Source organism: Microbulbifer mixtoriginis (SeqCode) (assembly GCF_052467705.1).
The window spans coordinates 343,329-364,414 of the sequence record NZ_CP174322.1 but is presented as its reverse complement, the minus strand read 5'-3'; the positions used below and the strand labels follow the sequence as shown (position 1 = coordinate 364,414).

The 21,086-nt window shown below is 45.7% G+C and carries 19 protein-coding genes; 5 read left to right on the top strand and 14 right to left on the bottom strand.

Annotated features, from left to right (window positions below; all coding sequences use genetic code 11):
• Positions 1–144 precede the first annotated feature (144 nt).
• Positions 145–2,883 (bottom strand): DNA polymerase I, encoded by a 2,739-nt coding sequence (polA, locus tag ACJJIB_RS01695; RefSeq protein WP_444887652.1) that lies wholly within the window; start codon positions 2,881–2,883, stop codon positions 145–147.
• Between the two features lie 339 nt (positions 2,884–3,222).
• Between polA and ACJJIB_RS01690 the strand changes: the two genes are divergently transcribed.
• Positions 3,223–3,519, top strand: coding sequence for a hypothetical protein (locus ACJJIB_RS01690; RefSeq protein ID WP_444883303.1), 297 nt, complete (start codon positions 3,223–3,225; stop codon positions 3,517–3,519).
• Positions 3,520–3,621: 102 nt separating this feature from the next.
• Here ACJJIB_RS01690 and ACJJIB_RS01685 read toward each other — a convergent pair whose 3' ends face one another.
• A complete protein-coding gene (locus ACJJIB_RS01685; protein WP_444887651.1) occupies positions 3,622–4,509 on the bottom strand; it encodes a metal ABC transporter substrate-binding protein in 888 nt (295 codons plus the stop codon).
• A 144-nt stretch (positions 4,510–4,653) separates the two neighbouring features.
• Here ACJJIB_RS01685 and znuC point away from each other — a divergent pair, with 144 nt between their 5' ends.
• The 3 genes from znuC to ACJJIB_RS01670 all read left to right on the top strand — a co-directional run bounded on the left by znuC (position 4,654) and on the right by ACJJIB_RS01670 (position 9,114).
• Positions 4,654–5,439 carry a zinc ABC transporter ATP-binding protein ZnuC gene (gene znuC / locus ACJJIB_RS01680; RefSeq protein ID WP_444885940.1) on the top strand — a complete coding sequence of 262 codons (786 nt, stop codon included), beginning with the start codon at positions 4,654–4,656 and terminating at the stop codon, positions 5,437–5,439.
• Positions 5,440–6,249 (top strand): zinc ABC transporter permease subunit ZnuB, encoded by an 810-nt coding sequence (gene znuB / locus ACJJIB_RS01675; protein ID WP_444887650.1) that lies wholly within the window; start codon positions 5,440–5,442, stop codon positions 6,247–6,249.
• Positions 6,250–6,480: 231 nt separating this feature from the next.
• Positions 6,481–9,114, top strand: a complete 2,634-nt coding sequence (locus ACJJIB_RS01670; RefSeq protein WP_444887649.1) for a TonB-dependent receptor — start codon at positions 6,481–6,483, stop codon at positions 9,112–9,114.
• A 409-nt stretch (positions 9,115–9,523) separates the two neighbouring features.
• Here the strand turns inward: ACJJIB_RS01670 and ACJJIB_RS01665 are convergent, their stop codons facing one another.
• From ACJJIB_RS01665 to ACJJIB_RS01630, 8 genes are all read right to left on the bottom strand, one after another.
• Positions 9,524–9,733, bottom strand: coding sequence for a hypothetical protein (locus ACJJIB_RS01665; protein WP_444887648.1), 210 nt, complete (start codon positions 9,731–9,733; stop codon positions 9,524–9,526).
• A gap of 98 nt (positions 9,734–9,831) precedes the next feature.
• Complete coding sequence (locus tag ACJJIB_RS01660) at positions 9,832–11,028, bottom strand: dipeptidase (protein ID WP_444887647.1); 1,197 nt, start codon at positions 11,026–11,028, stop codon at positions 9,832–9,834.
• 110 nt (positions 11,029–11,138) lie between these two features.
• Positions 11,139–11,918, bottom strand: a complete 780-nt coding sequence (locus tag ACJJIB_RS01655; RefSeq protein WP_444887646.1) for a CPBP family intramembrane glutamic endopeptidase — start codon at positions 11,916–11,918, stop codon at positions 11,139–11,141.
• Between the two features lie 67 nt (positions 11,919–11,985).
• Complete coding sequence (locus tag ACJJIB_RS01650; protein ID WP_444887645.1) at positions 11,986–12,669, bottom strand: SCO family protein; 684 nt, start codon at positions 12,667–12,669, stop codon at positions 11,986–11,988.
• Between the two features lie 3 nt (positions 12,670–12,672).
• A complete protein-coding gene (cyoE, locus tag ACJJIB_RS01645) occupies positions 12,673–13,566 on the bottom strand; it encodes a heme o synthase (RefSeq protein ID WP_252084009.1) in 894 nt (297 codons plus the stop codon).
• 43 nt (positions 13,567–13,609) lie between these two features.
• A complete protein-coding gene (locus tag ACJJIB_RS01640) occupies positions 13,610–14,716 on the bottom strand; it encodes a COX15/CtaA family protein (protein ID WP_444887644.1) in 1,107 nt (368 codons plus the stop codon).
• 11 nt (positions 14,717–14,727) lie between these two features.
• Entirely contained in the window at positions 14,728–15,369 is a 642-nt protein-coding gene (locus ACJJIB_RS01635; RefSeq protein WP_444887643.1) for a redox-active disulfide-containing membrane protein, read from the bottom strand.
• Positions 15,370–15,379: 10 nt separating this feature from the next.
• Positions 15,380–16,114, bottom strand: a complete 735-nt coding sequence (locus tag ACJJIB_RS01630) for an SURF1 family protein (protein WP_444887642.1) — start codon at positions 16,112–16,114, stop codon at positions 15,380–15,382.
• 33 nt (positions 16,115–16,147) lie between these two features.
• On the opposite strand from ACJJIB_RS01630, the gene ACJJIB_RS01625 reads away from it, so the two are divergent.
• A complete protein-coding gene (locus ACJJIB_RS01625; RefSeq protein WP_252086046.1) occupies positions 16,148–16,372 on the top strand; it encodes a DUF2909 domain-containing protein in 225 nt (74 codons plus the stop codon).
• Between the two features lie 53 nt (positions 16,373–16,425).
• On the opposite strand, the gene ACJJIB_RS01620 is transcribed toward ACJJIB_RS01625, so the two are convergent.
• Genes ACJJIB_RS01620 through coxB form a run of 4 tightly spaced genes read right to left on the bottom strand, consistent with a single transcriptional unit; the run spans position 16,426 to position 20,624 of the window.
• A complete protein-coding gene (locus ACJJIB_RS01620; protein ID WP_252084005.1) occupies positions 16,426–17,316 on the bottom strand; it encodes a cytochrome c oxidase subunit 3 in 891 nt (296 codons plus the stop codon).
• A gap of 5 nt (positions 17,317–17,321) precedes the next feature.
• On the bottom strand, positions 17,322–17,891 hold the full coding sequence (locus ACJJIB_RS01615; RefSeq protein ID WP_444883291.1) for a cytochrome c oxidase assembly protein: 570 nt from the start codon (positions 17,889–17,891) through the stop codon (positions 17,322–17,324).
• Positions 17,892–17,909: 18 nt separating this feature from the next.
• The gene (gene ctaD / locus ACJJIB_RS01610) at positions 17,910–19,460 is read right to left on the bottom strand and encodes a cytochrome c oxidase subunit I (RefSeq protein WP_252084003.1); all 1,551 of its coding nucleotides are present in this window, start codon (positions 19,458–19,460) and stop codon (positions 17,910–17,912) included.
• Positions 19,461–19,478: 18 nt separating this feature from the next.
• A complete protein-coding gene (coxB, locus tag ACJJIB_RS01605) occupies positions 19,479–20,624 on the bottom strand; it encodes a cytochrome c oxidase subunit II (protein ID WP_252084002.1) in 1,146 nt (381 codons plus the stop codon).
• Between the last annotated feature and the right edge of the window lie 462 nt (positions 20,625–21,086).

The window sequence follows — 21,086 nt, the reverse complement described above, 5'->3', positions numbered from 1 at the left end:
AAAGAATGCAAAAACGCCGACTAAAACACACTTATTGGCACTTTTTTCATCAAAAAGACGCCTATTAAGCCATCTTGTACCGGCGTATCTCATTGAACTGGCTCTTTTACTTAATGGATGAACCAGTCGCTTAAATTGAGAAACTCAATGCGCTTCATCCCAGCTCTTGCCGCGCCCCAGATCCACAATCAAAGGCACATGCAATTGGGCAGCGCCCTGCATAATCTCCTGTACACCACTGGCCACCGTCTCAACCTCATCCTTAGGCACTTCGAGTACCAGTTCATCGTGTACCTGCATAATCAGTTTTGTCGACAGCTGCTGCTCTTTCAGCCAGGCATCCACGGCTATCATGACGCGCTTGATAATATCTGCGGCGGTGCCCTGCATTGGCGCGTTGATCGCGGTACGCTCGGCCGCCTGGCGTTGCATGCCGTTGCGCGAGTTGATCTCCGGCAGATACAAGCGGCGACCAAACAGGGTCTCTACGTAGCCCTTTTCCGCCGCCTGCTTGCGGGTATCCTCCATATAGCGCAACACACCGGGATAGCGTTCGAAATAGCGGTCGATATAAGTCTGCGCATCGGCGCGTGGGATATCCAATTGCTTGGCCAAGCCAAACGCTGACATACCGTAGATCAGGCCAAAGTTGATGGCTTTGGCACGGCGGCGCTGTTCATCACTGACTTCATCCAGCGCCACTTCAAAGACCTCTGCAGCAGTGGCGCGGTGAATGTCGGCTCCGTGGGCGAAGGCATCCACTAAACCCTTGTCCCCAGACAGGTGCGCCATGATGCGCAGCTCAATTTGTGAATAGTCCGCTGCAATAATTTCACTACCGCCATTAATGCGTGGGTCCGCAGTAAAGGCACGGCGGATACGACGCCCTTCCTCAGTGCGGATGGGAATGTTCTGTAAGTTGGGGTCACTAGAGGACAGTCGACCGGTGGCCGCGACCGCCTGGTGGTAAGAGGTATGCACCCGCCCGCTGCTGGGGTCGATCATTTTCGGCAGCTTGTCGGTATAGGTATTCTTCAATTTGGCCAGACCGCGATACTGCATGATCAGCGCTGGCAGTTCGTGATTGTGGGCCAGTTCCTGCAGTACCGCTTCGGCAGTGGATGGCGCCCCCTTGGGGGTTTTCTTGATCACCGGGATCTGCAATTTCTCAAACAGAATGACTCCCAGCTGTTTGGTGGAACCCAGGTTGAATTCCTCACCGGCCACCTCGTAAGCCTTTTGCTCCAACGCGCGCATCTTCTGCTCGAGTTCGGCACTCTGCTCGGCGAGCATTTTCGCATCGATATAGGCGCCGTTGCGCTCCATAAGTGCGAGCACCGGTAGCAGTGGCATCTCGATTTCATCGAGTACCTTTTGCAGCGTCGGCTCCCTCTGCAGGCGTGCGCTCAACTCATTGTGCAGACGCAAAGTGATATCCGCATCTTCAGCAGCATAGGGACCGGCTTTATCCAGCTCGATCTGGTTGAAGGTAAGCTGTTTGGCGCCTTTACCGGCAATATCCTCAAAATGAACCGTGTGCTCGCCCAGGTATTTTAGTGCCAGGCTGTCCATATCGTGGCGGCTGCCGGTGCTGTCCAGTACATAGGATTCCAACATCGTATCCCGTGCGATACCACGCAGCTCAATGCCGTAGTTGGCCAGGATATGACTGTCGTATTTAAGATTTTGCCCCACCTTTTTCTGTTTTTCGTCTTCCAACAGAGGTTTCAGCTTGGCGAGAATCTCATCGAAGGGCAGTTGCTCAGGTGCGCCCATATAGTCGTGGGCCAGAGGCACATAAGCGGCTCGATAGGGCTCGACTGCGAAAGACACCCCCACTAGTTTTGCCTGCATATAGTTAAGGCTGGTGGTCTCGGTATCGAAAGCAAAGATCTCAGATGCCTTGAGCTGTTCAAGCCAGGCGTCGAATTCAGTCATCTCGGTAACGATGACATAATCCCGCTCAACCGCCTCAGCCATGGCCTCTTCAGACTCTTCACTGGTCAGCTCTTCCAGCCAGCCGCGAAATTCATTTTGGGTGAACAGCTCTATCAAGGCATCGGTATTGGGATCCGCATTATGCAGATCCTGTGGGTGATAAGGCATCTCCACATCGGTCTTGATGGTGGCCAGTTTGTAGGAGAGTTCTGCCGCCTCGCGGTGTTCGGCCATTTTCTTGCCGAGAGTCTTGGCGCCGCGGAATCCCAACGGTGCAATGGCGTCCAGGTCTGCGTAGATATTTTCGAGGCTGCCGAGATTTTGCAGCAGCGCCAGCGCCGTCTTTTCCCCTACTCCGGGGACACCGGGAATATTGTCGGATTTATCCCCCATCAAGGCGAGGAAGTCGATAATCAACTCCGGCCCAACGCCAAACTTCTTCACAACCCCTTCGCTATCCATCTCCGTGTTGGACATGGTATTGACCAGAGTGACGCCGGGGCGCACCAATTGCGCCATGTCCTTATCACCGGTGGAGATAATCACTTCCTGGCCCTTACGCTGGGCTTCCAGGGCCAGGGTGCCGATCACATCGTCTGCCTCGACCCCATCTACCACCAGGCGCGGTAGCCCCATGGCATCGATAATGTCGTGGATCGGCTGAATTTGCTCGCGCAGGTCGTCCGGCATGGGAGGGCGATGGGACTTGTATTCGGCAAACATCTCATCGCGGAAGGTTTTTCCCTTCGCATCAAACACCACTACCACTGGGCTTTGCGGATGCTCCTTCAAGTGGCGGCGCAGCATGCTGATCACACCACGCACGGCGCCGGTGGGTTTGCCCTGGCTGGTGGTCAACGGCGGAAGAGCGTGAAAGGCGCGGTACAGATAAGAGGAGCCATCCACCAGGATCAGCGGGGCGGCAGGGGTGCTTTGTTTACTCATAAATCTCGGGATTCTGTTATTTGTCCTGTCGGGCGCTCGCGGCGCTGGATTGGCCGATAGGATACCCCCCTTTGCACAGTTTTTCCGCTCGCTAGCGCCAGGTAGAACATTTACCGCCACCACCGTCCCTGCGGCAAAGCCAACTCATCTCGACGCTGGGTTACTAACAATCGACGCAGCAATCTCACCAAATGCTCAGGCTTGTCTAGTCTTGCCGGTAGCGACTTTCATTAATCGCCAACTCCCCGGAAAAAAATGCCAATGGCCGCCCACAGGCGGCACGGGGCCTTTTATTTCCGCAAAAAAGTTACCCACAGATGTACAGGAAGGATTCTTATTATGAGAGGAGTGATGTACGCCGCACTGCTATTTGCCGCCTCATTTCTAGCAACGCCAGTAGCCGCGGTATCTGCCTGCCAAACGGAAAAGTCCCAGCAAACGGTCTCCGCTACAGCAGATTATCCACAGATACCAAGTCACGAACTGATGCTGGAAGAAGCCACCAAGGAACAGAGTGAAGCGTTATTTCAACGCCAGATGCGTCAACTGGAAAAGATGCAGCGCAAGGCCGAGAGAGATTCAGCGCGCGCAGAAAAACTTCTGCAATTCAAAAATAAATCCGGTAATGCCGGTTAAGCGGCTCTAATAAGGTATGGTTACAAGGTATGGCCCGCGTCTCTACTGTCGGGCCATCTTTTTTTTCCCAAGTCGACATCACATTGCCTGGGGCCCAGTCTACTACTCTGCTTCATCTACACCGCTGTCGGGTATCTCACTAAGACAGCTGCGCGCTTGTACCAACAGTGACTCGATCAAGTCGCGATAGCTAGCATCGGGCCCCAGCTGTTCGCCGAGGGGGTCCAGAGCGACATATTCCAGCCCCAAATGCTCTGCCACTTGCCGGTCCCTAGTATTTTCTGGGACTTCTCCAAACAGGCAACCTCGCCCCATCCCACTGAGGCCTAACATGGCGCGTGCACCGCGACCGCCACCGCTGCCATTGCTTAGAGCACGGGTATTCACCCCAGCGGAGCCAAAGAAATGTCCATAAGCATCATGGGTCACCACTATAGGTACATCGCGGTAGGCCCATAGGGCCCGGTCCAGCACTTTCTGAAGGCTGGCCATAGATTGGGAAAAGTCACGGGCGCGACTGCGATACAGCTCAGCCTGTTGCGGCTGCAATTGTGCCAGGCGCTCAGCGATCAGGGCCCCAGCCAATGCCGCATTGCGCGGGCGCAGCCACAGGTGGGGATCGGCTGCATTGGCCCCCTGATACTCATATTCAGTTGCGCCCAATAATTGCAATTGCCTTTCCTCGGGTAGCGAATTCACCTGCCCGGCCAACAGCCCCTCCATCTGCGGCCCCAGCCAAATCATCAATAAGGCGCGCTCCAGACGTGCCCGCTCCGCAACACTGGGGGCGTAATGGTGGGGATCGACCCCCTGGATTAATATTTTCACCGGCAGGTTATCACCGGCAATTTCCTGTGCGATCAGTGCCAGCGGGCGCACACTCACCACCAGCTCTGTGCGCTCAATGGGCTGAGATTTACCACAGGCCAGCAGGCTGAGGCAGAACAACATCAGGGCAGAAAAGGAGAAAACACGCGAAGAGGGAGACATCGGAGACATTTGGCGAAGAAAAACTGCGATATAATCACAACCGGCTTCACGCCGCCAGCCCAACTGGCAACAGGCTCTCTTTTTGAGTCCTCGCTTGAAAGCCACAAACATACAGTTTTTCACACCCGCCCCGGAGATTTTGTCCTGAACCCTTCCCCGCCGCTAATTACCGCCGATCGCGTCGCGCTACAACTCGCCGGCCGGCAATTACTCCGGGACATCTCCGTGGAGTTGACTCGGGGGGAGATTGTCACCCTGATCGGCCCCAATGGCGCCGGCAAGACCACCCTGCTGCGACTACTACTGGGGCTGACCAAACCCACATCTGGCACCGTCTGGCGCCAACCGGGCCTGCGAATCGGTTATATGCCCCAGCGTTTACACATAGACAACTCGATGCCCATGTCCGTGCAGCGTTTCCTACAAATAGGCCAACCGGGAATAAAGACCACTCAAGCGCAGGCCGCACTGGATAGGGTGGGTGCCGGGCAACTGTTACAAGCCAGCCTAGCAAACCTCTCTGGCGGGGAGATGCAGAGAGTACTACTCGCTCGCGCCGCCTCCCGCAAACCGCAATTACTGGTGCTGGATGAGCCCACCCAGGGCGTCGATGTTGGCGGGCAGAGTGAGTTATATCAATTGATAGCCACCCTTCGCGATGAGCTGGGCTGCGGGGTGTTGCTGGTGTCGCACGATTTACACCTGGTGATGGCCGCCACCGACAGGGTGCTGTGTCTCAATCAACACATCTGCTGTCACGGACACCCGGAACAGGTGAGCAAAGATCCCGCCTACCTGGCGCTCTTTGGCGATACCGTGGCTCCCTATACCCACCAGCATAACCATCAGCACAAACTGAGTGGCGATATTGCCGGAGAGTGCAACCACTCTGGTACAAAGTCGAACGGCAAAAATAGAGAGCAACAATAAGTGGTCGAATTCGGCGAATTACTGCACAGCCAATTTCTCTGGTACGCCCTGGGTGCCGGTCTGTTAGTCGCATTAGTTAGCGGCCCACTGGGCTGTTTTGCCGTCTGGCGGCGCATGGCTTACTTCGGTGACACACTGGCACACTCAGCCTTGCTCGGTGTCACCCTCGGCTTTGTACTACACATCATGCCCACCCTCGCCGTTGGCGCAACCTGCTGTTTGCTGGCAATTCTACTGGTGTACCTGCAGCGCAGGCAGAAGTTAGCCGTGGATACTCTATTGGGGATTCTCTCCCACTCGATGCTCGCTCTCGGAATCGTGACTGTCAGCCTGTTCGAGATTAAGGTGGACCTACTCTCCCTGTTACTCGGCGACTTACTCGCCGTAGGCAGCCAAGATCTGGTGCTGATGTCTGTTACTGCCGTGGGCATCCTCGCTCTGCTTTACTGTCTATGGGAAAAATTATTAGCCTTCACTCTGCACGAGGAGCTGGCCTCGGTGGAAGGTGTACCGGTAGAGAGAATACGTATGGCGCTAATGCTGATGCTAGCCCTGCTAATTGCCATTGCCATGAAAGTGGTTGGTGTGTTGCTGATCACCGCCTTGCTGATTATTCCCGCTGCTGCAGCACGCAGGCTCTCCCGCACTCCAGAGCAAATGGCGCTGCTGGCATCCCTGATCGGCTGCCTCGCCGTAGTGCTCGGCTTGCTCGCCTCTATTTTATGGGACACGCCAGCCGGGCCCTCTATTGTCTTGGCAGCGGCTGTGTTTTTTCTCTGTAGCCAACTACGTCCGCTTCAAAATTACTAGCGTTCCTTTTGACAGTCTTTAAGCTCTGCCACAGCTTCTAATACACTGCCTTTAGCAGCTTTGGCGTTTATCTCATCCGAAAAAAGCGACCCACTTCACCCATTTATCCACAGGGTCTTTGCCCAGCTCTGAGCTAATTGTTTCAGTTTTCCGCCATTGCTAGTGTTGCTCGACGACCAGCCAATTTGGGCCAGTCATGGACTATGACAATAAAAAAGTTGAGCAATAAACATGGAAAAATTCACTCTCCGTCGCAATGTGTTGGCCTCTGCCATTTTGGCCGCGGCCGCTTCAACAACTCCACAGGCTCTCTTCGCTGCCGAGGAAGGTGCTATTGAAGAGATCACCGTTGTCGGCTCCCGCATCAGCCGCAACTCTGAATTTGAAAATGCTACCCCGATCCAGGTAATGGACCGCGAAAGCATCGAGAGATCCGGTTATACCAATCTGCAGCAGTTGTTTGAGAAAAATCCCGCCGCCGGTAACGGCACCTTCTCCACCCGCGGCAACAACCAGGATTCCACCGCCAACGGCGCAGCTGCGGTGAGTTTGCGCGGTATGGGTGCCGATGCCACGCTGGTATTGGTTAATGGCCGCCGTGTTGCTATCAGTTCCTTTGCCGAGGGGGTAACCACCAACTTCGTGGATATCAACAGTGTTCCGTTGGCCGCTGTTGAACGTGTGGAGGTTTTGAAGGATGGTGCCTCCGCAATTTACGGCTCTGATGCGGTAGCCGGTGTGGTCAACCTGGTACTGCGCAAAGATTTCGAAGGCACTGAAGTTTCTATGGATTACGGCAGTGCGGATGGCTATGACGAGCAGTCTTTCTCGGCTGTTTGGGGCATCAATGGGGAAAACTCCAATTTCACTGTTATTTTTGATCATCATAAAAATAGCCGCCTAGCAAGCACCGAACGTAGCGGTTTAGGTACCGCCAACCAGTCCGGTAATGGAGGCCTGGACCTTCGTTCAGCTCGCGGTTTTCCGGGAAGTTTCATCCTTCCTGGCGCCACTAAAACAGTAGAAGATCCTAACTGTCCAGAAGATCGCATAAAAGAAACCCGTAATGGCAATGTATGTGCTTACGATTACGGCCCCTGGACCCTACTTACTCCCGAAGCGGAACGTACCGGGTTAATTATGCTTGGTCATAAGCAGTTAAATGAGGAGATAGAGTTTTTCAGCGAGATCGCTGTGCAACATAATACTTCTGTAGCCCAGGGTGCCCCAACACCCCTAGATGCTGATGCAGGGCTCTATGTACTGGCCGACCACCCCAACAACCCCTTTGGCGAAGATGTCGATATCGCCTTTTACCGCACTGTAGATGCTGGGGCACGTCAATGGGATATAGAAACCGATAACCTACGTGGTGTTTTCGGCTTGCGAGGTTCTATCGCCGATTGGGATTGGGAGACATCCATTCAGCGCTCACGGAGCGAATCAGAACAAACCGGGAGTAAATCCCAAGGCTGGGTACGCACCGACCTACTGCAAGAACAGATTAATGCCGGCAATTACAACCCCTTTGGCGGCGTACAAAATCCGGACTCTGTGATTGATGCCATCACCACCAATCTGGTTCGTAAAGGTAAGTCTGATCTGACAAGCTACAATTTCTCAATCAATGGCGATTTATTTGATACCTCCAATGGCACCATTGCTATGGCTGCTGGCTTGGAATATCGTGAGGAAAAGGCCTCCGATATCCCCGACGATCAATTCCAACGTGGCCTCATTTTTGGTACTGAGTCTGTATCAGCCAGCGCCAGCCGTGATATTTCCTCGGCTTATGTCGAAGTAGCCATCCCCCTTCCCGCTAGGTTCGACCTCACACTGGCAGCCCGCTACGATGATTACAGCGACTTTGGCAGCACCACTAATCCCATGGCCAAGCTATTGTGGACTGCCACTGAGCAATTATCCTTACGCGCCTCTTGGGGTACCGGTTTTCGTGCGCCATCTCTTGCGCAGATAGGTCTTGGTGACTCACAAGAATCAAAATTTTTGACAGACTATTATGGCTGTGAAGCCAATGGTATACCTAGTGAGGATTGCACTAAGCTCGATTACACAATTATCTACTCTCAAAACCCGGACTTAGAGGCAGAGGAATCAGAGTCCTTCAACATAGGTGCCGTTTACGAGCCTATTGAGAATCTGCGTCTTTCCCTGGACTACTGGAATATCACCCAGGAAGGAAAGATCGATGACATTCCATATACCGGCATCTATAGTCTTCATTGTAACGATCAAGACAGCACCGTCTGCCGACGCAATGAACCACTTGCAGGCCAATCTTTAGGACAGCTGCAATCCCTGCTTAGTAGCTACACCAATATTGGCGAACAAGACGTATCTGGTGTCGACCTTAGCGCTGTATACAGTGGGTTGGAACTAGCCGGTGGAGAGTTAAACCTACGTTTGGACTACTCCTATTTAACTGAGTTTGAGCGTGTGGAGCTCAACTTAAACGGTGATGCACTTATGACCCATGATTTAGCAGGGAAATACGAGTACCCACAGCACCGTTGGAATGCCACAGCTGATTGGAACTTTGATACCTTCGGTATAAGTGCCTTGCTCAGCTATATCGGTGAATTTGAGGATACCCCAAATATCTATGGAAACCTTGATTATGGTGATAATGCTTATCGCACAGTGGATTCATTCCTCACTTTAGGTATACAGGCTCGATATACCGGCTTTGAAAATATGGTTTTAAGTCTCGGCGCCGACAATGTCTTCGACGAAGAGCCGCCTTTCGCAATTGGTAATCAAGATGGCGATCTTTATGGCTATGTACAATCTCAGCACGACCCTCGCGGTCGTTTTATTTACGGAAAAATGACATACACCTTCTAAAATATTTATTACTTGTTAAAAAGGGAAGCCATCGGCTTCCCTTTTTATCTTATAGATTTTCCGAAATTATTTAATAGATTTATTCTTCTTCGATCGATCTCCAACTGGCTCATAACCCGCCTTATGGAATTCATAGATAGTCAGCCCTACCCCTATTAATAGACAGATAGATACGCCAATTCCTATTATCAAAATTAATGTATCAGACATAGCTTTTATCTTCTTGCCAGAAGGGCTGATACTTTAAAGTAGATGCCAAAACTTAAAATACTGGGCACCCATAAGGCAGTAAAAATACCCTGTTCCTTATAGCCGTTAAACCATAAGTACCCAGACAAAAAAAATGAGATCAGAACAGCTAATAAAATAAAGAAATCAGATGCCTTCAACATTGATTTAACCGCCAAATTTAATCATAGTCCCAAAACCCTACCGCAGCTAATAACAATCCTGATATTTTAATCATCGCGGGAATACCTATCCCTTGGACCCCAAAATATTGAATCATTGATGGAACAATATTTAGCACACCTGCCAATCCCCAAAGAAAAAATGGCATAGCAATTAAAAGACCAAACCAACCAAGAAAAAGCCGCGCTTTCCTCAGCCGATGAAACATACAAATTAATGTCTTCAAAAGACCTGTGTTCAGGTTCGACAGTAAAACTTATAAAATTGCTAAAAGCATAGCTCACCAACTTGAGGCCAATGTCTAAATCAGTGCCTTTGTGAAGTCGCATACTCTTCATTACTTTGCCAGACTCTCAGTAGATTACCCCCGAGGATCTTTTTGATGTCTTCTTCACTATAACCTCGTTCAAGTAAACCAAAGACAAGGTTTGGATATTCTGAAACGTCTTTCAGCCCAACAGGTAAACTGTCACCAACACCATCAAAATCTGAGCCTATTCCGATATGGTCAACACCAACTAAATCGCGAATATGATCAAAGTGATCAAGTACATCACTTAAATCGGCATAGACAAACATATCCTGATGTAACGTTTCCGTATATTTTTCAACTTCCGGACTATGTATATCTAAGTTATTTTCTTTAATATATTTTTCAGTCAGCCGACTAATTGAGTTATAGGAATCTCTAGATTTAGCACTAATAAATGTTGAGCCAAAATTGACCATAATCAACCCTCCCTGCTTTGCAAGCGCAGTTATCATTGCATCACTCATATTGCGCTCAAAACCTGGGGTGAAATGTCTCGCTGAGGAATGTGAGGCGATTACAGGAACTGATGAAATTTCCATTACCTGCCAAAAGGCCTCATCAGAAATATGGGACACATCAATCATAATACCTAGTGCATTCATCCCTCTCACTAGATCCTTACCAAACTCACTCAATCCTTTCCACGGCCTTGACTCATCATAGGAAGAATCCGAGATATGATTACTCTTAGAGTGGGTTAGGGTAATATAGCGAACTCCGCGGTTATAAAAATGCCTTAAATTATCTAAGCTTCCGTCGACACCTGCACCATTTTCCATGCCCAGAGGCAGTGAAATTTTACCCTGCTCAACTTGAGCTTTTAATTCTTTTAAAGATTTAGGAATCGCAAATTTTTCGGGATGCATTTCTACCAATGTCTCGACATTAGTAATCAGCTGGTCTGCATAATCCTTAGCAGTTCCATCAATTTCCTTTTCGGCAGGAATGTAGATCGACATAAAAGGAGCGTTTAAACCACCTTTGATGGCCCTATGATAATCAAAGTCTCCACCTTCTACGCTGGAACCAACATCAACATTTTCTTTCGACAACCTATATGGAACATCTATATGACCATCCACTAACATATTTTCCAGTACAAGTTTTTTCGCAAGTGAATGGTGATTTTCAACATTCCACTCATCACAAGCCGACAAGAATATCAAAATAAAAGCCAAGCATTTTTTCATAAGAATCTCCCAATCAAATTGTAAACGTGAATAAGATCTGCGATAAAAACGTGAATATTATCAGTACGCTTCAACGTATATCTTGGTTAGATTATTATCACTTTTCAGTTTTAAGCCGGAAGAGGATAAGGGAGTAATAACATATGAAATACATTGACCGCCCAGTGAGCCATCACACAAAGCCAAAAATTTCTACGTAAATACCAGAGAATTGCATAACAAAAAGAGGCTAAACCAAGTAGAATAATTGCTAAAGTATCTGCAGACCACCCAACATGAAGCATGGTAAAAATAACTGTGACTATTGGAACAGAAAGCCATCGCCACTCAGCAAGGGATTCTTCTAATCCTCTTTGTAACACCCAGCGAAAAAAGCCTTCTTCACTAATACATACGACTAAAAGATTGATAACTGCTGCTATTAATATTGTATTAGATATTTTTACCGAAGGACCATACAAAACCAACCCAATAGCGATGGGAATAGCAATAGTAATTATTAAAAAAAATAAATCGATAGGTCGTACGGTTTGTTTTTGACGAAGCATAAAAGCGAGCAAGCCAATAGCAACTAATGCTTTACCACTATTGAAACTTGCATATATCAAATTCCCTGCACTATCTGAGTAGGGAGTTAAAATTTGAATTCGCTCACTACCAGGAATGATATTAAAGCCGGCCAACAGCATAAGGGCAATACAAACAAAATATAAAGCCGCACGACTCCATCCTCGGCATATTTCAAGTGAAGTTAAAGCGATCCAGGTAAGAGGTGCAAGAAAGCCAGCCCAGCCAAAAGGAATAATACATAAGGATAATATAAGTGGTGCACTCCAAGGAACTTTAGAAACATCCGTTGTGTGAACCTTGTCAAGGCTTTTCAACTGCACTTTACTTCCTTACATATAAGCATACACAGGTCAAAGAATAATTTATGAGAATACACCAATATGTAAATTAACCATTAAAAGTGGCACGAATTGAACGGTAGGTTAATTTCATTTTTGCCGGATCCAGTGGAGCTCTAAAGAAAGCATGGTAATGTCCAAGGGGATTTATTAATACAACTTGAGAACCATGATCCATCGTATAATCATTATTTTCTAGAATAACTTTATTAAAAGGAACATTAAGTTGACTAGCAAAACGCTTTATTTCTATGAAATTACCAGTAACACCGCGAAAATCATTATTAAAATATCGAACATAATCATGTAAAATTAGTGGTTTATCTCTGGCAGGATCAACCGAAACTAAAATAACATCGGTATCTGCACGAATATCTTCATCAAGGATTTTATAGAAACTATTGAGACTCGACAGAGTTGTAGGGCAAACATCGGGACAATGGGTAAATCCAAAGAATATGAAAGTCCATTGGCCTTTCATATTTTTTGTTTCAAATGCACTGCCTGTATCAGCGATTAAATGAAAATTATCTAAAATTCTTGCTCGCTGTAATTTCACGGCACCATTTATGCGAAGCTCAGAATCACTTAATATCCTTGGTTGACTTAACTTATGAACAAAGCCAACCAAAACTGCCACAATAAACATCAGTAAAACGGTAATCGTTATACGAACACCACGCTTTTGGCGTTGCATGAATTTAGGCTCAGCCATCTTATGAATATTAGTCATTTTTTACACCGATATTAAATAGTGGTCCAACAACATAATGCAAAATAAAGCCATCAGATAAATAATAGAATACTTAAAGGTTTCAATTCCCGCATTGGGGTCTCGACCCCGTAGCATTACCAAACTCCAATATATAAACCCAAGACCTAGCACCACCGCCCCAAGAAGATATAACCAACCTAACATTGCAGTCGCAAAAGGAAGTAAGCTAACTGCAAATAAAATAAATGTATAAAGTAAAATATGCAGATTTGTGTATGGCACACCGTGAGTAACTGGAAGCATAGGAACTTTTGCTCTGGCGTAATCCTCTTTCCTATGTACTGCTAATGCCCAAAAGTGCGGAGGTGTCCAAGCAAATATGATCAGTACCAGTAACAGGGCATGTGGATGAATTTCATTAGTTACCGCTGTCCAGCCGAGTAGTGGCGGTGCTGCACCAGCGAGTCCACCAATAACAATATTCTGAGGTGTGGCATGCTTTAAAAACATAGTGTAAATAACAGCGTAACCAATCAGAGATATCAGTGTTAACCAAGCGGTTAAGACATTCACAAATACCATTAACACTGCCATACCAAGAATACCCAGCAACAGAGAAAATAGTATGGCCTTGCGTGGCTCAACTCTTCCTCTTGCGACTGGGCGATTGCTAGTACGCGCCATTTTTGTATCAATGTAACGATCAACCAGATGATTAATCGCTGCAGCACTACCAGCACAAAGGGCAATACCTAAATTACCCAATATTAAAATTTCTAACGGAACCATTCCTGGAACAGCTAACAACATACCAATCAGAGATGTAAGAATCATCAGCATGACTACTCTGGGTTTAGTCAGTTCATAATAATCACGCCAGTTAGTGAAGCTCAATTTAGCAGTTTGTATAGCCATAATATTCTTCTTCTCTAATTCTTCCTTGATAAGACATAGATCATTACAACTCGGCAGCCAATTCTGAATCTTTTATAATTCTATTTTTTTTAGAATTATTTTCTTGTACTTCAATAGAGCCAGCTGAGTAAATACGATAACAGAAAGTTAAAATACCTAATAATAGAAATGCGGCACCGGCATTATGAGCAACAGCAATTGATAGTGGTAAAAACATAATTACATTTGCGACACCCAAACTTACCTGCATCCCTATCAAAGCAATCAATATAAGGGCCCAACGATACTCACCAGCTTTCCAGGAAAAAAATGAAAGGCTAAGGACTAGTCCGGTCACGATTAAAGCGCCGATACGATGAATAAAGTGAATAGCCGTACGTGCATCACTTTCCAAAGCACCACCTAAATAATTTGGCCCAATTTGTTGGAGGATATTAAACCCTTCCTTAAAATCAGCTTTAGGAAGCCACTCTCCATGACACGTGGGGAAGTCTGGACAGGCAAGTGCAGCATAATTTGAACTCGTCCAGCCTCCCAAGGCTATCTGAACAACTACTGCTATAGCAGTCAAAACGACAAGTGGTAATAAATTATGAAGTTTACGGTAATTTTTAAATTGATCTGATAATTTGTCATATCTCATTCTTTCCACGAGTAACCACAGCATAGATAATGTTGCCATTCCGCCTAGTAAGTGCGCAGTGACAATCTGAGGCCATAACTTCAAGGTGACAGTCCACATACCGAAGGCCGCTTGCAAAGTAATCAGGGCCATCAAAAAATGTATCTGTTTAAAAGTACGTTGTTTAGGTTTACGCCAGGATATGTAAACAAGCGAAGCGACTAATAAAAGCAGGATGCCTGCAAAGTATCTATGCACCATTTCAGGCCAAGTTTTGCTAGTATCTACAGGCGTATCTGGAAATGCATAGTTAGCCGCTTGAATTTCATGATTTTTATCTGGCCAAGTAAGATGGCCGTAACAACCAGGCCAATCGGGGCAGCCCAACCCAGCATCAACAAGCCTAGTAAATGCTCCTAAAGTAACAACAATTATGGCTAAGACACATCCAGCCAATGTTAACTTCAAACGCCAACCAAATTGCTCTTTTATAGGTTGCTTTATTTTCTTTTTTTCTGACGATTCCATGTCACTCTCCATTATTTTTCATAGGAGTACTTCAACAGGCGTTTGATATCTTTCAATAGTTGATTACCACTATGTTGGTTGTCATAGATCATCATTGCGAATCCTTCCTGATCTATTAATATTGCTTTAACATCATCAATTTTTTTATGGTCGGTCAGTTCATGTAGCGTATTTACGCTATTGTCATTCAATCTGAAAATCTTTAGACGAGGATGTTCTAACTGTAGTTTTTCTTTTTTTTCTTCAGTCATGGAATGATGAGTTGCAAGAAGCCTCTCAACTCGGCTGGCTTTCTCACCCAATCGGATATGCACTTGGCGACTGGTATATAATAGTTTTTCACAGTCCTCACCACAGTCTGAAGGACTTATAATGAGATATCTCCACTTTTGGTGTTCCCCCCCAATTAACTGTGTCTCCTCTTCAAGTGAAGATATTTTTAAATCATTAAAATTAATCGGTGGTTGAAGTAACTCACCTTGATTAGTTGTTCTATCAGGTATTCCCACTCCCGTATAAAACACTATATAAGCTGCAACAATCGGTAGAAATACCGATGCTGCAATAGAAAATATCTGTATTTTTTTTGAAGAAGAATTTGTTTTTATTTCTCCATTTTCTTGCAGAGTGGAGGACCCTTCTCTTCCTTCCATTATCATACCCCTAATTATTTATTTTATTTACTTTTATAAAATTGGTAGCAGTAAAAAACCAAAGAAAAAATAAAGCTGTAGCCATAGCAAACCATTGAATCGCATAAGCGATATGTCGATCCACGCTGCTATTTACTAATTGCCAATCCGTTATGAGTGCTGATTCTGAGTCAGCACTTAACCTAACGATCCAGTTGTTATTACTGAGCGTCATATTCTGAACAATTTCTTTATTAACAATCTGTATTCTACGATTTATTATTTTTTCTTTAGCCTCTATAGATTTTAAGTTTTCAACCGGGTATAAAAACCCATTGATTTTTATCTTATTTTTAGGGTAATTAACTTCAGGCATTACATCCCGGCTAGCTGAAAATGGAATCCAGCCTCGATTTATTAGCCATCTCTGTTCACCAGATATAAAGACTTGAAGAACCTCATACCCTACCTTTCCAGTGCGAGTTCGATTATCCAATAAGAAATATTCATCAGAATAATTTCCATCTAATTTTACAGGCAGGAATCTTTTTAAATTCGTAACTAAATGTAGATTTTCTGGTTGGGATGACAATCTTGAATTGATTTCTAAATCTATGATTCTCTTATCATCAGCTCTACCGAGCTGCCAAAATCCCAACAACACAAAAACTGGAATAAACCCAAAAGAAAACAGGGTGATCGACCAGTTACGAATCAATGATACACTGGTATTATCTGAAGAAACTGATGGTATCTCTACTGTCATGTGCTACTACATAAAATAATGGAAAATAATTATATGTGGCTCAAAATCGTTATAGTCGTTCTTTTTCTCGCGATACTGGTGAGCCTATCCAGTGCTTTATTTTTTCTACTGCGAGATATGGGTGCTCCCCAGTCTAAACGTACTCTTTATGCTTTAGGTATACGGATTTCTCTTGCCGCACTTCTTTTATTAGCCATCTGGTATGGCTTCGAAAGCGGCATTTTGGCTAATACTGCCCCCTGGACAGATAAATATTAGTTTATATCGCCTCAAGTTAATTCAACCTGAGGCGAATCCTATGTACTTATAAATTATGCACCTAGCACATATACAAAAATAAATAAGCCAACCCAGACAACATCTACAAAATGCCAGTACCAGCTTGCTGCTTCAAAGCCAAAATGATCATTAGGTTTGAAATGATGTGCGATTACAGAACGTAACAACATTATGAGCAGCATTATCGTTCCCAGAGTTACATGAGCTCCATGGAAACCCGTCAACATGAAAAAAGTTGTGCCATAAATGCCTGACTCTAAAGTGAGTCCAAGATGTTGATAGGCTTCATAGTATTCTTGCGCCTGAAGATATAAAAATATGAAACCTAGTAGAACAGTTCCTCCCAACCACAGATTAAATTTCCCACGCTCACCTTTTTTAAGAAACACATGAGCGAAATGTACGGTAACGCTGGAAGATAAAAGAATTATTGTATTCCAAAGAGGTAAATGCCATGGATCAATAACATCTTTAGGTCCTATAAATTGTGCTGTATCGCCATGAGCTGCTGCATCCGGAGTCACATAGAGAGGCCAAGTATTCTCAAACCCCTCCCACAACATGTTGGATATTCCATTATCGCCTTCTCCAGCTAGCCAAGGAACAGAGAAGTTTCTTATGTAGTATAGGGCCCCAAAAAATGCAGCAAAAAACATAACCTCAGAGAAAATAAACCATCCCATTCCCCAGACATAAGATCTCTTTAACTGTTCACTGTTCAGACCAGCCATATTTTCTCTGATTACCGCTGCAAACCAGAACCATAAGACTGCTGCCAAAGCCAGCGCACCGGTAAAGAAAATATAGGAGCTACCACCATTGATCCAATTCGCAGCACCAAAGGCAATTAAAAACAAACCTATAGTGGCAAATATCGGCAGCTTGGATTGTTCTGGAACATAATAACTGCTTTCACTAGCCATGAATTTTATCCCTCTCGCTCGGGCTCGTTATTTTTTTCGATATTTTTAGAAATTCTTTCCGTAACATCGAACAGCGTGTAGGAAAGGGTTATGGTATTTACACTGTTAGGAATCTCGGGATCAACGATAAATCGCAATGGTAACTCTGCCTGTTCACCCGCTTTTAAAATTTGCTGATTGAAGCAAAAACATTCAGTTTTATGAAAGTATTCCGCGGCTTTAAAAGGAACCAAGCTGGGAATGGCCTGACCGATCATATCCCTTCCAGTAGGATTAAAAGCGATAAAAACGGTATCCATAACCTCACCTGGATGGACTTCCACCGACATTACACTGGGAGAAAACTTCCAAGGCATATTGTCGTTATTACTCGCAATAAACTGAACGGTGATAGACCTGCTGGTATCGATAGCAGCAGGGACCGCTTCGTAACGCCCGCCAGTTTTACCATTCAAACCAGTAATCTCGCAAAAAGCATCATAAAGTGGTGGCATCACGAATATGGCGAACACCAGCATGCTGGCGGCAAGCGCCAGCAATTTCGCAGAAACTTTCGTATTTTCGCTAAATTTCATCGGCACAAGAACCAGAAATTAACGAATAACCGGAGGGGTACTAAAGGTGTGATAGGGAGCCGGTGATGGCACCGTCCATTCCAACCCCTCCGGGTTATCCCATACTTTATCAGTGGCTTTTTTACCACCCATGACTGTACGTACCACATTAAAGAGGAATACCACCTGAGCCGCACCGAAAAGAAATGCCCCCATACTGGCCATCTGATTAAAGTCAGCGAATTGTAGTGCGTAGTCTGGAATTCTTCTGGGCATACCCGCCAGACCGACAAAATGCATCGGGAAAAAGGTTAAATTCAATCCGATGAAAGCTAACCAGAAATGCACTTTCCCCATAGTTTCGTTGTACATATTCCCTGTCCACTTGGGCAACCAGTAATAAACCCCTGCCGTAATGGAAAAGATAGCCCCAGGAACCAGTACGTAATGGAAATGGGCAACTACAAAGTAGGTATCATGATACTGGAAATCCGCTGGAGCAATGGCCAACATCAATCCTGAGAATCCGCCAATGGCAAACAGAATAATAAAAGCTATAGCGAACAACATGGGGGTTTCAAATGTCATGGAGCCTCTAAACATGGTAGAAACCCAATTAAAAATTTTCACACCCGTGGGTACTGAAATCAGCATAGTGGCATACATAAAGAACAGCTCGCCAGCTATAGGCATACCCACTGTAAACATATGGTGAGCCCACACAATCATGCTGAGGAATGCAATTGCAGCTGTGGCATAAACCATGGAACTATATCCAAATAGTGGTTTACGCGTAAAAGTGGGAATGATTGCCGAAATAATACCGAACGCAGGCAAGATCATGATGTATACCTCTGGGTGCCCAAAGAACCAGAAAACATGCTGGAATAGAACTGGGTCACCACCACCTGCAGCACTGAAGAAACTGGTACCAAAGTGGATATCCATCAGCATCATCGTCACTACACCAGCTAGTACTGGCATCACTGCGATTAGAAGATAAGCAGTGATCAACCAGGTCCAGACGAAAAGTGGCATTTTCATTAAAGTCATGCCTGGAGCACGCATATTCAGAATGGTCGCTATGATATTAATGGCTCCCATAATGGAAGATGCACCCAGAATATGAATGGAAAATATAAAAAACGTGACGCTCGGTGGTGCATATTCTGTCGACAAGGGGGCATAGAATGTCCAACCAAAATTAGGTGCTCCCCCCTCCATAAAGAGGGTCGATGCCAACATTGCAAAACCAAAAGGTAAAATCCAAAAGCTCCAATTATTCATCCGTGGTAATGCCATATCCGGAGCGCCGATCATCATCGGTACCATCCAATTTGCTAGCCCGACAAATGCCGGCATTACCGCCCCAAAGACCATGATTAATCCATGCATGGTCGTCATTTGATTAAAAAATTCTGGCTGTACGATTTGTAGTCCAGGCTCGAAAAGCTCAGCACGTATAATGAGTGCCATACAGCCACCCAGGAAAAACATTGCAAAACTGAACCAAAGATACAAAGTACCAATATCTTTGTGGTTTGTGGTGTATAGCCAGCGTTTCAAGCCAGTTTGAGGTCCGTGTGCCATGTTAAAATCCCCTAGCGCTTACTGCTTATTCTTAAAATTAAGGATATCAACGGGCTGAACCGTATCGCCCATTTCATTACCAAAAGCATTGCGTTGATAGGTTATCACTGCGGCTATATCCACCTCAGATAACTGTTCTCCAAATGCTTGCATGGCGGGGTTTACCTGTGATCCATCAATGACTATGTCGAGATGGGTATTCAGGGGACCTGTCGCAATTTTTGATCCGGCAATCGCTGGAAATACGCCGGGAACCCCTTTTCCATTTGGCTGATGACAGGCTGCACACATGCTGTTGTAGACTTTTTCCCCTTGTGCAAAGAGCTCATCAAAAGTAAAAGTTTTTCCCGTAAGCTCGCGCATTTTTACTGCAGAGGCTACTCGCCCATCCAGCCAAGCGTTGTACTCTTCTTGGGGAACAGCTTTTACAACAATCGGCATAAATCCATGATCTTTGCCACAGAGTTCTGCACATTGCCCGCGATAAATTCCAGGCTCTTCAATACGTGTCCAGGATTCATTAATGAAACCTGGAATAGCATCTTTTTTTACAGCTAAGTCAGGTACCCACCAAGCATGAATCACATCATTGGCAGTAATTAAGAATCGAATTTTTTTCTTAATAGGAACAACTAAGGGTTCATCAACTTCCAATAGATAGTTTGGGCTTTTTGGCTGTTCGTTATTAATTTGGCTGCGTGGAGTTGAGAGATTTGAGAAAAAAGTAACATCCGAACCAATGTAGTCGTATTTCCACTTCCACTGATACCCCGTAATCATGATATCTAGATCCGCTTTATCGGTATCATAGATCTCATAGAGGGTTTTGGTCGCAGGAATAGCCATGAGAATCAGAATGACAGTGGGAATTATTGTCCACACCAGCTCCACAGCTGTACTTTCATGAAACTGTGCAGCCTTGTATCCCTTACTCTTACGATGACGCCACATACTGTAAAACATGACACCAAACACAAGAGCACCAATGGCTACACAAATCCAGAAAATCAGCATGTGTAATTCATAGGTCGTTTGGGCAACTTCTGTCACCCCTTTGGGCATATTGACCCCCCAGCGCTCAACAGCCTGCTCTTCCGCCAGTACGGATTGGACAGATAGCGAAGCGGCCAGCAAGGCGAACAGCCGATCAAAGCCTCTCAACATCGCCTACAGATCTCCGTGGTTGCGGGTTTCCTTCGAAAACCCGAATTTTATTTTTGGCCGCCGGCCTTCACGGATAGCTGAAATAGCCCTGTCTATGTACTGTTACAGGGTTAAATCCACTCAATAATTTTGGACATACTGTAGTAACACAAGACTACATACACTGGACGAGGTGACATCCCCGCATTACTGCCGTCAGTGCAACTTGTTATTTTAGTAAAAAAATTTTTACTTCAGATGTCGTCGCCCGGAAGGTACAACCAACAACCTGTGTTTCTTTATTTGTCGCAACTACTGCAGGTACAACAGGAACATATTGTCAATGAAAAGTCAATCAGGCCTTATAGCGATAAATTATGCTCAAACCAGCTTCCTGCATAGGAAATTTCAAATAAATTTAATCATTATTTGATGATATAACTCCTATTTTGCAATAAGCTCAAGTTCTGTTGTCCCGGGACG